The following is a 14,516-nucleotide window of genomic DNA, read 5'->3' on the forward strand; positions in this document are numbered from 1 at the left end:
GGGGCGACGACACGGCCGCTGCCGATCCGCTGAGTGAACGACCGCCGGTCGACCGGCCGGGTCACGTGCGACGTGCGTCGACGCGCCGGGGCGCGAGGGACGTCCGCCGAAGGTCGTACGAGGCGGGACGTCCGAGACCGCGCCGGGGCGCACGGACGGTCCGGCAGGGGTCATGCGAGGCGGGATGCCACGACCTCGCGGATGCGTCCGGCGAGCTGGTCCGCCGGGAGGGCGGCATCCAGGACGAGGAATCGATCCGGCTCCGACGCGGCCAGCGCGAGGAAGCCGGCACGGACGCGTTCGTGGAACTCCGCCTTCTCGGCCTCGAGCCGGTCGAACGGCTTGTCGTCCGCGTCGAGGCGGGCGCGGGCGACGGCGGGGTCGAGATCCAGGAGCACGGTGACGTCGGGCAGGAGCCCGCCGGTGGCCCAGAGCGAGAGGGAGCGGACGTCGTCGGCGTCGAGCACGCGCCCGGCGCCCTGGTACGCGACGGAGGAGTCGAGGTAGCGGTCCTGGATGACGACGTCGCCGCGGGCGATGGCGGGGCGGACGACCGTCTCGACGTGGTGCGCGCGGTCTGCGGCGTAGAGCAGCGCCTCCGCGCGCGGGGCGACGTGCCCGCGGTGGTGGAGCACGATGTCGCGCACGAGCACGCCGACCTCGGTGCCGCCGGGTTCGCGGGTGCGGACGACCTCGCGGCCCTGTTCTCGCAGCCACTGCTCGAGCTGTGCGGCCTGGGTGGTCTTCCCCGCGCCGTCACCGCCCTCGAAGGTGACGAACAGGCCCGGACCCCCGGCCGCCGCACCGCCGGGGGCGCGCGGAGGCCGGGTCGGCTCGCCGGTCACGACTTCTTCGCCGGCGCCTTGCGCGTGGTCGTCGTCTTGCGGGCGGTGGTCTTCTTCGGCGCGGGCCCCTTGGCGCGCTTGTCGGCGATGAGCTCGACGGCGCGCTCGAAGGTGATCTCCATCGCGTTCTCGCCGCGCGGGACCGTGGCGTTGGTCTCGCCGTCGGTGACGTACGGACCGAAGCGACCGTCCTTGAGCTTCAGCGGCTTGCCGCTCACGGGGTCGGCGTCGAACTCCTTGAGGGCGCTCGATGCGCGCCGCGCGCCGTACTTGGGCTCGGCGTACTTGGCCAGCGCCTCCTCGAGCGTGATGTCGAAGATCTGCTGCTCCGCGTCGAGCGACCGCGAGTCGGTGCCCTTCTTGAGGTAGGGGCCGAAGCGGCCGTTCTGCGCGGTGATCTCGGCACCGGTCTCGGGGTCGGCGCCGACGACGCGCGGGAGCGAGAGCAGCCGCAGAGCCGTGTCGAGCTCGATCGTGTCGACCGACATCGAGCGGAAGAGCGACGCGGTGCGCGGCTTGGGGGCCGCCTCCTTCTTGGCGGTCCGCTTCTTCGGCGTCTCGACGACCTCTCCGGTGGCCTCGTCGACGTTCTCGGGGTCCTCGGCGTCGACCTCCTGCACGTAGGGACCGAACCGGCCGTCCTTGACGACCACGAGCTTGCCGTTCTCGGGGTTCTCGCCGAGCACGCGATCGCCTGCCACGGGAGCCTCGATGAGCTCCTGCGCCTTCTCGGGGGTGAGCTCGTCGGGTGCGAGGTCCTCCGGGATGTTGACGATGCGGGGCTTGGCCTCGGGGTCGGCGCCGGGCTCGGTGATCTCGAGGTACGGGCCGTACTTGCCGAAGCGGAGGGTCGCCGTGTCGGTGATGCGGGTGGAGTTCAGCTCGCGGGCGTCGATCTCGCCGAGGTTGTCGACGATGTGCCGGAGCCCGACCTGCTGCTCCGAGCCGAAGTAGAAGGACTTGAGCCACTCCGTGCGACGCTGCTCTCCGCGCGCGATGGCGTCGAGGTCGTCCTCGAGCGCCGCGGTGAAGTCATAGTCGACCAGGTCGGCGAAGTGCTCCTCGAGCAGACGCACGACGCTGAACGCGAGCCAGCTGGGCACGAGGGCCTGGCCGCGCTTGGTGACGTAGCCGCGGTCGAGGATGACGTCGATGATGCTCGCGAACGTCGAGGGTCGGCCGATCCCCTTCTCCTCGAGCGCCTTGACGAGGCTCGCCTCGGTGTAGCGGGGCTTCGGCGAGGTGCTGTGGCCCTTGGGCTCGACGTCTCCGACGGCCAGCTCGTCACCGGCGGCGAGCGCGGGCAGCGACTGGTCCGCGTCGTCGTCGCGACCGTTGCGCTTCTCGTCGTTGCCCTCCTCGTACGCCTCGAGGAAGCCCTTGAAGGTGTAGACGGTGCCGGATGCCGTGAACTCGGCGACCCGCTCACCCGCCGCGACCGTGAGGGTGACGGTGGTCGTCTCGTACTTGGCATCCGCCATCTGGCTGGCGACGGTGCGCTTCCAGATGAGGTCGTACAGCTTCTGCTCGTCGCGGTCGAGCGAGGACGCGACCGACGCGGGCGTGCGGAAGGTCTCGCCGGAGGGGCGGATCGCCTCGTGCGCCTCCTGCGCGTTCTTGGACTTGCCCTTGTAGACGCGCGGGTTGGCGGGCACGGCCTTGTCGCCGTAAAGGGCGACGGCCTGCTCGCGGGCGGCGCGCACGGCCTGGCCCGAGAGGGCGACCGAGTCCGTACGCATATAAGTGATGTAGCCCTTCTCGTACAGACGCTGCGCGACGCCCATGGCGTGCTTGGCGCTCATCGAGAGCTTGCGGCCGGCCTCCTGCTGCATCGTCGAGGTCGTGAACGGCGCCCGGGGGCTGCGCGTGCCGGGCTTGGCCTCGACCTTGGCGACGCTGGCGCGCGCGGCGTCGACGATCTGCTGGGCCAGCTCGCGGGCCTGCGCCTCGTCGAGGACGACGACCGCCTTCTTCAGCTTTCCGTTGTCGTCGTAGTCGCCGCCGCGGGCGATGGGAGCCCCGTCGAGGCGGGACAGCCGCGTGGTGAAGGAGGACCCGTCCTTGGATGCCACGGCCTCGACGTCCCAGTAGGACGCGGAGACGAACGCCATGCGCTCCCGCTCGCGCTCGACCACCATGCGGGTGGCGGCGGACTGCACGCGTCCGGCGCTGAGGGCGGTGCCCTCGCGACCCGAGCCGACCTTGCGCCACAGGACCGGGGAGACGTCCCAGCCGTACAGGCGGTCGAGGACGCGCCGGGTCTCCTGCGCGTCGACGAGGGACTCGTCGAGGTCGCGGGTGTGCTCGGCGGCGTCGCGGATGGCGTCCTTGGTGATCTCGTGGAACACCATGCGGCGCACCGGGACCTTGGGCTTGAGCACCTCGAGCAGGTGCCACGCGATGGCCTCGCCCTCGCGGTCGCCATCAGTGGCGAGCAGGACCTCGTCGGCGGACTTCAGGGCGCGCTTGAGCTCGGCGACCGTCTTCGTCTTGCGGTCGTTGACGACGTAGTAGGGATCGAAGTCGTTCTCGACGTCGATGGAGTACTTGCCGTAGGCGTCCTTCTTGTCGGCCGGGATCTCCTTCTTGGACGCGAGATCGCGGATGTGCCCGACCGAGCTGAGCACCTCGTAGTCGTCTCCGAGGTATCCCTGAATCGACTTCATCTTCGTCGGAGACTCGACGATGACGAGCTTCTTGCCGTTTGCCACTGGGGTCCTTTCTTCGATGCACACCATACACACGCATTCCTGTCCGGAATCCGGGTCGCGGGGGTCACCGGCGGGGCGGGCCGGCCCGAGCGCACGCATCGAGCGGAATCCCACCGTACGCCGATCCGACCGTCACGGTCGCTACCAGCCCGTCGAGCTCGCACGCGTCGAGCCGCGCGCCGCCGGCCGCGGCGACCCGCTCCGCCGCCGTGCAGGGGTCGCCGGGGACGGCACCGCTGACCGTGTCGGCGGCGGCGAGCGCGGCCGCGTCCGCGGTTCCGGCGAGCCGCTGCGCGTGGAGCGCCGCACCGGCCACCGCGCACGTGCCGACGGCGAGGATCGCCAGGGCGGCCGTGACGCCGACCGTCGCCGCGGTGCCCGCCATCAGCGGTCCCCGTGCCGCGGGTCCGGCCCGCCGCACCGCCGTCGACGACGGCTGCCGACGAACGGGCGGGCGGACCGGGTGCCGCTTCGGTCGCGGGTCCTCATCGCCCACCGTCCAGGGCGCACGACCGCGCCGTGAGATCGGGCAGCCCGAACGGGACCGCCACCGCGGCCGACACGCACACCATGCCGTCGGTGCGGGCGATCTGCGCCGTGGCACCGGCGCCCGCCACCACGTCGATCGCACGAGACGCGTCGTCGCCGCGTCCGAGGAGGCGGGCGGCATCCGCGGTCGCGTGCTGCAGCCGGACCGCCGTCGCCCCGGCGCTCAGCACGCCGATCCCCAGGGCGAGGACGACGAGCACGGCGGGCACGGCGACCGCGAACTCGGCGGCCGCCGCCCCGCGCTCGTCGAGCACTCCGCGCTCCGGCGGTACCGCGGGGCCGCGGCGGCGAGGCTTCCTCGGCACCCCGCAGGCGCTGCGGCGAGGCTCCCTCGGCACCCCGGAACGGCTGCGGCGCCTCACTGGACCGTCAGCGCGCGGCGGACGAGGTCGGTGAGGATGCCGCGCACCTCGTCGGACCGCATGATGACGACGAGCAGACCGGCGAAGGCGACGGCTGCCATGGTGGCGATCGCGTACTCGGCGGTGGCGGCCCCACGCTCGTCGAGGAAGGTCGCTCGGGCGTGGGACGCCGTGAGCGGCGGCAGGGCGGACTCGGGCAGGGCGGCCGGGGGCCGAGAAGCTGCGGCACGACGGACGGGGACGAGGCGGCGGACGGACATGGGGTCTCCTCTTCTTCTTTCGGGGATGGGCGGTTCTCGCGGTGGACAGGGATGCGCGACGACGGATGCGGCGGGGCCTCAGAAGGGGAGCACCTCCGATCGGACGACGGCCAGGATCATGGGCACGACCGCCAGCAGGAGGAACGCCGGCAGGGTGCAGACGCCGAGCGGCACGAGGAGCCGCGTCGCGAGCTCCGCCGCTGCGGTCCGCCCCGCCGACCGGGCGCGCTGGCGCTGCAGCCAGGCGGTGCCGCGCAGCAGCTCGCGGGCGGGCGCGCCGGCGCGCTCCGAGAGCGCGAGCGCCTCGTCGACCTCTCGCCGGCCCTGCTCCGCGTCGCCCGCCCCGCCGGGCTCCTCCCGTCGTCGCCGCGACGACCGGACATCGCGCGGGGACGGGAGAGCCCGCTCGACGAGCGCGCGCGCGGCATCCACCGACACCCCGCCGGCCAGGGCGACGACGAACAGCTCCGCACGCAGTCCCGGCACCTCGGTCCCGGGACGGGCACGGCGCTCGAGCGTCCGCGCCCAGACACGGGACGCGACGACGAGGCCGACGCCTCCGACCAGGCAGACGACGCCGACCGTCCCGCCGGTGAGCACACCCCACACGTCGACGCCGAGCGCGCCGCCCAGCGGGACCCCGAGGACGGGGAGCCAGCCGAGGAGACGCGCCGTCGACCGCGGCTCGGCGAGCGCGACCTGGACGTCGTCGCGCACCTCGGCGGCATCCCGCAGAGCCCCGACGGTGTCGCGCAGCGTCTCCGACAGCGGCGCACCGACGGTCGCCGCCACCTGCCACACCGCCGCGAGCGCGTGCCACTCCTCTCCCCCGCGACGGAGGACCGCGGACGCGTCGTCACCGGCGTGGAGCGCGGCGGCGGCCCCGCGGACGACCGGCGCGACCTCTCCGGAGAGGTCGGACCGTTCGGCGACGAGCGCCCAGGCCCGGACCGGTGTCACTCCGGCCGACAGCACGACCGCCAGCCGCAACGTCGTCTCCAGGACGGCGGCGTCGATCCGGTCGCGCCGGCGCGAGCTCACCACGACTCCCCCGCGATCTCCAGCCGCCCGTCCCGTACGACGGGGCGTCCGACACCTGCGATCCGGCGTCCGCGCGGTCCGCGTTCGACGTGGATGACGCAGGTGATCGCGCTCGCCACCTGACGCGCGGTGGCGGTGGCATCCATTCCGGCCAGGGCGCCCAGCGCCTCGAGCCGCGCCGGCACCTCCCCCAGGCCGCTGGCGTGCAGCGTCCCCGCACCGCCGTCGTGCCCGGTGTTCAGCGCCATCAGCAGGTCGCGGATCTCGGGGCCGCGGCACTCGCCGACGACGAGCCGGTCGGGGCGCATCCGCAGCGCCTCGCGCACGAGACGCGCGAGGTCGATCCCGCCCGCGCCCTCCAGGTTGGGCTGACGCGCCTCCAGGGCCACGTGATGGGGATGGCGGGGCCGCAGCTCCGCCACCTCCTCGATCGTGATGAGGCGCTCGCGTGCGGGCACCCGACCGAGCAGCGCACTGAGAAGAGTGGTCTTGCCGGCGCCGGTGGCACCCGTGACGAGGACGTTCGCACGTCCCTCGACGAGACCCTCGAGCCGAGCGCGACCGACGGCGTCGAACATCCCGGTCCGCTGCAGCCGGTCGAGGTCCGGTGCCGCCCACCGGGCGACCCGGATGGAGATCGCGGTCCCCGAGGTCGCGATCGGGGCGAGAACCGCGTGGACGCGGATGCCGTCGGGCAGACGCACGTCGACGCACGGCGAGGCGTCGTCGAGATGACGATCGCCCATCGCGATCAGACGCACGGCCAGCCGACGGACGTCCGCCTCCGGCGCCCACCAGCCCGGGATGCGCTGCGGTCCGACGCCGTGGTCGACGAACAGCCCCGCCTCGCCGTTGACGAACACGTCCGTCACGGCGTCGTCATCGAGGAACGGTCGCAGGAACGCCAGCGCGGGGTCCCGCCACGCATCGGCGGTGCGGAGGTCCTCGCGGACGAGGCTGCGGGAGTCCCCGCCAGGGGGCTGGGGAGGGGATGTCGGAAGCGGCATGCCCGGGACGATACGGAGCGGGCCACCTCTCCCGCCGGGCAGAAAAGCCGTTTGGTGAACGGTTCGACGAGATCCCCACCTGGGAAGGAGAGGACCACGACCCGGGGCCGGCGGAAGGCGGCGGAAAGGGCCTGAAGACGCGGCGCGGGGCCGAAAGAAGAAGGGGGCGGCATCCCATCAGTGGGGGGCGAGGGATGCCGCCACGCGCCGGCGGAATGTTGGGGGGCTCCCACCGACGCGGATGCCGGAAGCGATGTTCGGGCGCCCCTACTTTATGCACACCCGGAGCCCGAGCCAACTCGCGACACGTCTATTCACACCGATATATCAGCGGTGTCGTCCTCGCGCGCCATGCCAACTATCGGGGGTATTCGCCCGACGCGACGCGTGGCTAGCCTGACCGGGTGACGATGGCGCACGCCGTGCGGCATCCGTCGATTCCGATCATGACGCGAAGGAGCGCCGCGATGAGCAGCCAGATCGACAACCTCCTCACCGAGACGCGGCGCTTCGCGCCGTCCGCCCGATTCGCCGACGCGGCCGTCGCCGACGCGGCCCTTTACGAGAAGGCCGCGGCCGACCGCGAGGGCTTCTGGGCCGACCAGGCGCGGGAGCTGCACTGGCATACCCCGTTCACCACGGTGCTCGACTGGTCGAACCCCCCGTTCGCGGAGTGGTTCGCCGACGGCGAGCTCAACGTCGCGTACAACTGCCTGGACCGCCACGTCGAGGCCGGCAACGGCGACCGCATCGCCCTCCGCTGGGAGGGCGAGCCGGGCGACACCCGGAACGTGTCCTACGCCGAGCTCACCGACGAGGTGAAGCGTGTCGCGAACGTCCTGACGGACCTCGGCATCGAGCGCGGGGACCGCGTCGCGATCTACCTGCCGATGATCCCCGAGGCCATCGCCGCGATGCTGGCCGTCGCGCGCATCGGCGCCGTCCACTCGGTCGTCTTCGGCGGCTTCTCCGCCGACAGCCTTCGCGCGCGCATCGACGACGCCGGCGCGAAGCTCGTGATCACCGCGGACGGCGGCTGGCGCAAGGGCAAGGTGTCGCCGCTCAAGCCCGCGGTCGACCAGGCGCTGGCCGACCGCAACGGCTCCGGCGTCCAGGAGACGGTCGAGCACGTGCTCGTCGTGCGGCGCGGCGAGAACGAGGTGGAGTGGAACGACGGGCGGGACATCTGGTGGCACGACGTGGTGCCGGTGGCATCCGCGGTCCACGAGGCGCAGCCGTTCCCGGCCGAGAACCCCCTCTTCATCCTGTACACGTCGGGCACCACCGGGAAGCCGAAGGGCATCCTGCACACCTCCGGCGGATACCTGACCCAGACGGCGTTCACGAACCGGGTCGTGCACGACGTGCACCCCGAGACCGACGTCTACTGGTGCACGGCCGACATCGGCTGGATCACCGGGCACACCTACGTCACGTACGGTCCGCTGGCGAACGGCGCGACGCAGCTGCTGTACGAGGGCACCCCCGACACCCCGCACCCGGGCCGCTGGTGGGAGCTCATCGAGAAGCACGGCGTCACGATCTTCTACACCGCGCCGACCGCGATCCGGTCGTTCATGAAGATCGGCCGCGACGTGCCGCAGAGCTTCGACCTGTCGTCGCTGCGTCTGCTCGGCTCGGTCGGCGAGCCCATCAACCCGGAGGCCTGGGTCTGGTACCGCGAGATCATCGGCGCCGACGAGACGCCCATCGTCGACACCTGGTGGCAGACCGAGACCGGCGCCATCATGATCTCCGCCCTGCCGGGCGTCACGGAGGCCAAACCGGGGTCGGCGCAGGTGCCCGTCCCCGGGATCTCGATCGCGGTCGTCGACGACGCAGGCGAGCCGGTGGGCAACGGCAACGGCGGCCTCCTCGTCGTGACCGAGCCGTGGCCGAGCATGCTCCGCGGGATCTGGGGCGACCCGGACCGGTACAAGGAGACCTACTGGGAGAAGTTCGCCGACAAGGGCTACTACTTCGCCGGCGACGGCGCCCGCCTGGACGAGGACGGCGACGTCTGGCTGCTCGGCCGCGTGGACGACGTCATGAACGTCTCGGGCCACCGCCTGTCCACGGCCGAGATCGAGTCGGCGCTCGTCGGACATGAGGGCGTCGCCGAGGCGGCGGTCGTGGGCGCGTCGGACGAGACCACCGGCCAGGCCGTCGTCGCGTTCGTCATCATCAAGAGCCGGTACCTGAAGCAGAACCCCGTGGAGGGCCTGGGCGACGTGCTGCGCCGCTGGGTCGGGGAGCAGATCGGCCCGATCGCCCGCCCCCGGGACGTCTACATCGTCGGCGAACTGCCCAAGACCCGCTCCGGCAAAATCATGCGACGCCTGCTGCGCGACGTGGCCGAGGGCCGCGAGGTCGGCGACACCACGACGCTCGCCGACACCGCCGTGATGAGCGTGATCAGCGCGCAGGTGAAGTGACGCGGTGAGAGAAGAAGGTCCCGGATGCCACGGCGAGCGGCATCCGGGACCTTCTCCGTTCGCGCCGAATGAGGGTAGACGGTAAGACGGTACGGGTAGACTTCCACCGTGAGCCTGAACATCAAGAACGAGAGCGTGCACGCGGCCGTGCGCGAGCTCGCCGCGCGCCTCGGGGTCGGTCAGACCTCCGCGGTGGAGCTCGCCGTACGCGCCGCCCTGGACGCCCTCGACGCCGCCCCCTCCGCCGAGGACCGGGCGGCACGGATCGCCCGGGCAGCGGCCGCCGCGCAGCACGCCTTCGCCGGCGTCGACCTCCGCGCCGCCGAGCGCGGCCTCTACGACGATGCCGGGCTCCCCCGATGATCGTGGACACGTCGGCGCTCATCGCCGTGGTGCAGGCCGAGGGCACGGCCGACGCCATCCTCGCCGCACTCTCCGCGGAGGAGCGGCCCGCCCTCTCGGCCGCCACGCTCGTCGAGGCCACGATCGTCGCCGACAAGGGCGGCGACCCGGTCAGGGCGGCGCGCTTCGACGCGCTGATCGCCGCGATCGACCCCGAGATCGTGCCGTTCACGGCCGCGCACGCGGCGCGGGCACGGCAGGCGTACCGGGACTACGGCCGCGGATCCGGCCACCCGGCCCAGCTGAACCTCGGCGACTGCTTCAGCTACGCCCTCGCCGCCGAGCGCCACGAACCGCTGCTGTTCGTCGGCGACGACTTCACCCGCACGGATCTGACTCCGGCCCTGTGAATGACGAAGGTCCCGGATGCCTCGGGCGAGAGGCATCCGGGACCTTCCTGGCCCGGCGATGCGCGGGATCAGGCGACGGTGAAGACGACCTCGACCTCGACGGGGCTGTCCAGCGGCAGAACCGGGACGCCGACCGCCGAGCGCGCGTGCGCCCCCGCCTCGCCGAAGACCTGGCCCAGGAACTCGCTCGCGCCGTTGATGACGCCGGGCTGCCCGGTGAACTCGGGGACGGATGCCACGAAGCCGGTCAGCTTGAGCACGCCGGTGATGTTGTCGACTCCGCCGACGAGAGCGGCGGCCGCGGCGAGCGCGTTCAGGGCGCACTGGCGGGCGTAGTCCTTCGCGTCGGCGGGGGCGACGAGTCCCTCGGTCTCGCCGACCTTGCCGGTCGCGGGGAGCGCGCCCTGCACCATCGGGAGCTGCCCGGAGGTGTAGACGAGGTCGCCGTGGCGCTTCGCGGGGATGTAGGAGGCGACGGGCGGCACGACCGCGGGGACGTCGACGCCGAGATCGGCGAGACGCTCCGAGACGGTCACTGCTGGCCCTCGAACTGACGGGCCGCGGTCTCGGCCGCGCCGAGTCCGGCGTTGGCGGCGCCGCCGCCGGTGGGGCGCTTGAAGTAGGCCACGAGACCGCCTTCGGGGCCGGTCACGACCTGCACCAGCTCCCAGCCCTGCTTGCCCCAGTTGTTGAGGATCGCGGCGGTGTTGTGGATCAGCAGCGGCGTGGTGAGGTACTCCCACGTGGTCATACGAGGCTCCCGGCGGGTCAGCTCGACGAGCGAGCGCGATGGTGGACGCGTACGCGCGCGAGCGCACGCCTTCGAGGCATCGCCCAGCAACGTCGCTTAGCATCAAGCCTATGCCTGAGAACAAACGAACGGCCAACGGTGTGCTCGGCGGCATCGTCGGCCTCGTCGGCCTGAGCGCGGCGGCCGGCGTCCTCGTGACCGCGGCGGTCACCCCGGCCATCGCCGTGTCCGGTGCCGCGGCGAACAGCGCCATCTCGATCTTCGACAGCATGCCCGACTACCTCGAGATCGACGAGCTCATGCTCCCGACGACCCTCTGGGCCGGCGACCAGGTACTCGCGCAGTTCTTCGACCAGAACCGCTCCCCCGTCACCTTCGACCAGGTCGCGCCCGTCATGTACGACGCCGTCCTGTCGTCCGAGGACCCCCGGTACTACCAGCACGGCGGCATCGACCTCATCGGAACGACCCGAGCGCTGCTGAACAACGCGGCCAACGGGCAGACGCAGGGTGGCTCGTCCATCAGCCAGCAGTACGTGAAGAACGTGCTGGTGCAGCGGTGCGAGCGCAACGCGCGCGCCACCGAGGCCACGGACACGCAGCCCGCGCAGACCCGCGACGAGGTCCTGCGCGCGTGCGCGACGGAAGCGATCCAGGCCGAGGGCGTGGAGGGCTACCAGCGGAAGCTGCAGGAGATGCGCTACGCCATCAGCCTCGAGAAGCGCTACACCAAGGACGAGATCCTCCTCGGGTACCTCAACATCGCCAACTTCGGCGGCACCACCTACGGCATCGACGCCGCAGCCAAGTACTACTTCAGCGTGCCCGCCTCGCAGCTCAGCGTCAGCCAGTCGGCCATGCTCGCCGGCATGGTGCAGAACCCGAACCGTTTCCGCATCGACCTGCCGAACGGCTCGATCTTCAGCGCCGACGGCACGATCGGCTACAACAAGGCCCCCGACGGCTCGATCGACGACGTCGACCGCAGCACGATCCAGGCGCTCTACACGCTGCTCGACAACGGCGAGATCACCCAGGAGCAGCTGCTGAACGCCGCCGACGGCTACAGCGCGACCAAGGGTCGTCAGCTGTACGTCCTCAGCCAGATGGAGGAGACCGGCAAGATCACGCACGAGGAGTACGTGGCCGCCGCGATCGAGCCCATCACCCCGCAGATCACGCAACCCTCCCAGGGCTGCGCCAGCTCGGCCGCCCCGTACTACTGCCAGTACGTCGTGGCGACGATCCTCGACGACCCCGCCTTCGGCGAGACCGAGGAGGACCGCGTCCGCGCGCTGCGCCAGGACGGTCTGAACATCTACACGACCCTCGACCTGCGCATGCAGGACGTGGCGCAGACGGAGATGAACGAGCGTGCGCCGCAGTCGATGGAGAACATGAAGTTCGGCTCGACGGCCGTGAACATCGAGGCGAAGACCGGGCGCGTCCTCTCCATCGCGCAGAACACGAAGTTCACGCAGGACGGCGAGCTCGCCGCGAACGACCCGTCCTACAGCTCGATCGTGTTCGCGGGCGACCTGGACAAGGGCGGCTCGATCGGCTTCAGCGCCGGATCGACGTTCAAGCTCTTCACGCTCGTCGACTGGCTCGAAACGGGCCACTCGTTGAACGAGACGCTCAACGGACGCGTCGGGCCGGCGCCGAACATGACCAACTCCTGCACGGGCAACTGGGTCAACGCCAGCAAGACCCGGATCAACAACTTCGCCCGTGACCCCGGATACGTGGGCACGCCCATGATGTTCACGCGCGACTCGCTGAACACCGGCTACCTCGCGATGGCGGCGGAGCTTGACATGTGCGACATCGCCAAGGTGGCCAAGAAGCTCGGCGTGACCAACGGTCGCGGTCAGGACATCACGATGGCCGTCGCGAACAACGTCATCGGCAGTGACAACGTCTCCCCCATCGCGATGGCGGGCGCCTACGCCGCCGTCGCCAACGGCGGGACGTACTGCCAGCCGAAGGTCATCGACCGCGTCACCGACAACAAGGGCGGCGAGCGTGCCGCGCCGGAGCGCACCTGCTCGGCCGCGATGAGCCCCGAGGTCGCCGCGACCGCGGCCTATGCACTGCAGGGCGTCATGGGCCGCGGCGGTACCGGTCAGAGCGCCAACCCCGGCGACGGCACCGAGGTCATCGGTAAGACGGGAACCCACGAAGGCTGGCAGACCTGGATGATCGAGTCGTCGACCAACGTCACCACCGCAGTGTGGGTCGGCAACATCGAGGGCGAGGTGGACCTGTTCAGCCGCTACTTCCAGGGTGGCCGCCTCGCCGACGTCCGATACGGCCTGGCACGCAGCATCCAGCAGACGGCGGACGAGCTGTACGGCGGCGACGACTTCCCCGGTCCTTCCGCGAACCTCATCCGGACGATTCAGCGCGACCTGCCGAACGTGGTCGGACAGTCGCTCGACAGCGCCCGCTCGACGCTCGAGCGCGCCGGGTTCCGCGTCTCGGTCGGCGAGCCGATCGACTCCACCAGCGGTCCGGACACGGTCGCCGCGCAGAGCCCCAGCGGGTCGACCGCCGCAGCCGGATCGACCATCACGCTCAGTCCCGGCAACGGGGAGGGTGCGACGGTCCCGAGCGTGGCCGGGCAGAGCCTGCCCGAGGCCACGGCGACCCTCCAGGGCGCCGGGTTCACGAGCCTCAGTCTCGGCAACTGCGTCACGCAGCCGGACGCGCCGGACCAGGGCCAGGCCACGGGGACCAACCCCGGCCCCGGAACCAGCACCAACCGCAACACGCCGATCGCCATCGACGTGATCGCGAAGAACTGCGGATGACGGGCCCCGTCCTGAAGGCCGCCCTCGCACCCCTCGGGGTCGCGGGGGCGGCCGCTGTCGGGGCCACGGTGTGGGGCGTCGGCATCGAGCGCTACCTGTTCACCGTCCGATACCACGCCCTGCGGGTGCTGCCCAAGGGCGCCGAGCCCCTGCGCGTCCTGCACGTCTCCGACGCGCACATGGCCCCCTGGCAGCACCGCAAGCAGGAGTGGATGGCGCAGCTCGCGGAGCTCGAGCCCGATCTCGTCGTGAACACCGGCGACAATCTCGGACACCGCGACGGACTGACGGGGATCCGGACGGCGTTCGCGCCGCTCCGCGGCATCCCGGGTCTGTTCGTCCACGGGTCGAACGACTACCAGGAGCCGTCGCCGCGGAACCCGCTGCGCTACTTCCTCGGCCCGTCCGGCACGCAGCCGAAGCACAAGCACCTCGATGTCGGTGCGCTCGACCGCTTCCTGGGCGACGACCTCGGCTGGCACCTCCTCGACGACACCGCCGTGTCGTTCGAGGTGAAGGGCACCCGCATCACCGCGATGGGCGTCAACGACGCGCACCGGAAGTGGGACCACCCGGAGCTCCTCCCCCCGATCCTGGACACCCTGGATGCCGCCGACCTGACGCTCGGGGTGATGCACGCGCCGTACCGTCGCACGCTGGACGAGTTCGTCGACCTGGGCGCCGACGTGCTGTTCGGCGGGCACACGCACGGCGGACAGGTCCGCGTGCCGTTCTCGCGGAAGGCTCTCGTGGCCAACTGCGACATCCCGCTCGACCAGGCCCGCGGGCTCAGCGAGTGGACCCACGACGGTCGCACCGTTCCGCTGAACGTGAGCGCCGGACTCGGCCATTCGATCTATGCGCCGGTGCGCTTCGGCTGCCGGCCGGAGGTGTCGCTCGTCACGCTGCTGCCGCGCTGACGTCTCCTCCCCAGCCGCCAAAAGGGGCCGATCCTTCACGGATCGGCCCCTTTCGCCATCGCGGCGACCG

General features: G+C 71.6%; 14 protein-coding genes. 5 read left to right on the forward strand and 9 right to left on the reverse strand.

From position 1 onward, the window contains the following. Window positions 1-170: 170 nt before the first annotated feature. The 7 genes from tmk to ACO03V_RS06635 all read right to left on the reverse strand — a co-directional run bounded on the left by tmk (window position 171) and on the right by ACO03V_RS06635 (window position 6,775). Window positions 171-845: a dTMP kinase gene (gene tmk / locus ACO03V_RS06605; protein WP_423137035.1), complete on the reverse strand. Its 675-nt coding sequence runs from the start codon at window positions 843-845 to the stop codon at window positions 171-173. Then, a complete protein-coding gene (gene topA / locus ACO03V_RS06610; RefSeq protein ID WP_423137036.1) occupies window positions 842-3,556 on the reverse strand; it encodes a type I DNA topoisomerase in 2,715 nt (904 codons plus the stop codon). The genes tmk and topA overlap by 4 nt, the downstream gene beginning before the upstream one ends. Window positions 3,557-3,620: 64 nt before the next feature. Next, window positions 3,621-3,941 (reverse strand): Rv3654c family TadE-like protein, encoded by a 321-nt coding sequence (locus ACO03V_RS06615; RefSeq protein WP_423137037.1) that lies wholly within the window; start codon window positions 3,939-3,941, stop codon window positions 3,621-3,623. Between the two features lie 100 nt (window positions 3,942-4,041). After that, complete coding sequence (locus ACO03V_RS06620) at window positions 4,042-4,359, reverse strand: hypothetical protein (protein WP_423137038.1); 318 nt, start codon at window positions 4,357-4,359, stop codon at window positions 4,042-4,044. 104 nt (window positions 4,360-4,463) lie between these two features. Further along, complete coding sequence (locus tag ACO03V_RS06625; RefSeq protein ID WP_423137039.1) at window positions 4,464-4,727, reverse strand: DUF4244 domain-containing protein; 264 nt, start codon at window positions 4,725-4,727, stop codon at window positions 4,464-4,466. Window positions 4,728-4,805: 78 nt separating this feature from the next. Continuing rightward, window positions 4,806-5,768 (reverse strand): type II secretion system F family protein, encoded by a 963-nt coding sequence (locus ACO03V_RS06630; RefSeq protein ID WP_423137040.1) that lies wholly within the window; start codon window positions 5,766-5,768, stop codon window positions 4,806-4,808. After that, window positions 5,765-6,775: a TadA family conjugal transfer-associated ATPase gene (locus tag ACO03V_RS06635; RefSeq protein ID WP_423137041.1), complete on the reverse strand. Its 1,011-nt coding sequence runs from the start codon at window positions 6,773-6,775 to the stop codon at window positions 5,765-5,767. Before ACO03V_RS06635 ends, ACO03V_RS06630 begins: the two co-directional genes overlap by 4 nt. Before the next feature lie 467 nt (window positions 6,776-7,242). Between ACO03V_RS06635 and acs the strand changes: the two genes are divergently transcribed. From acs to ACO03V_RS06650, 3 genes are all read left to right on the forward strand, one after another. After that, complete coding sequence (gene acs / locus ACO03V_RS06640) at window positions 7,243-9,210, forward strand: acetate--CoA ligase (protein ID WP_423137042.1); 1,968 nt, start codon at window positions 7,243-7,245, stop codon at window positions 9,208-9,210. 108 nt (window positions 9,211-9,318) lie between these two features. After that, complete coding sequence (locus ACO03V_RS06645) at window positions 9,319-9,573, forward strand: type II toxin-antitoxin system VapB family antitoxin (RefSeq protein ID WP_423137043.1); 255 nt, start codon at window positions 9,319-9,321, stop codon at window positions 9,571-9,573. Then, window positions 9,570-9,962 carry a type II toxin-antitoxin system VapC family toxin gene (locus tag ACO03V_RS06650; RefSeq protein ID WP_423137044.1) on the forward strand — a complete coding sequence of 131 codons (393 nt, stop codon included), beginning with the start codon at window positions 9,570-9,572 and terminating at the stop codon, window positions 9,960-9,962. The genes ACO03V_RS06645 and ACO03V_RS06650 overlap by 4 nt, the downstream gene beginning before the upstream one ends. A gap of 68 nt (window positions 9,963-10,030) precedes the next feature. Here the strand turns inward: ACO03V_RS06650 and ACO03V_RS06655 are convergent, their stop codons facing one another. Together ACO03V_RS06655 and ACO03V_RS06660 are read right to left on the reverse strand one after the other, a co-directional pair. Beyond that, on the reverse strand, window positions 10,031-10,498 hold the full coding sequence (locus tag ACO03V_RS06655; protein ID WP_367726140.1) for a RidA family protein: 468 nt from the start codon (window positions 10,496-10,498) through the stop codon (window positions 10,031-10,033). Then, a complete protein-coding gene (locus tag ACO03V_RS06660; RefSeq protein WP_056229468.1) occupies window positions 10,495-10,713 on the reverse strand; it encodes a hypothetical protein in 219 nt (72 codons plus the stop codon). Before ACO03V_RS06660 ends, ACO03V_RS06655 begins: the two co-directional genes overlap by 4 nt. Window positions 10,714-10,823: 110 nt before the next feature. On the opposite strand from ACO03V_RS06660, the gene ACO03V_RS06665 reads away from it, so the two are divergent. Next, a complete protein-coding gene (locus tag ACO03V_RS06665) occupies window positions 10,824-13,526 on the forward strand; it encodes a transglycosylase domain-containing protein (protein WP_423137045.1) in 2,703 nt (900 codons plus the stop codon). Continuing rightward, a complete protein-coding gene (locus ACO03V_RS06670; protein ID WP_423137046.1) occupies window positions 13,523-14,446 on the forward strand; it encodes a metallophosphoesterase in 924 nt (307 codons plus the stop codon). Before ACO03V_RS06665 ends, ACO03V_RS06670 begins: the two co-directional genes overlap by 4 nt. Window positions 14,447-14,516 lie beyond the last annotated feature (70 nt).

The organism is Microbacterium sp. HMH0099, from assembly GCF_049384025.1.
Taxonomy (GTDB): domain Bacteria; phylum Actinomycetota; class Actinomycetes; order Actinomycetales; family Microbacteriaceae; genus Microbacterium.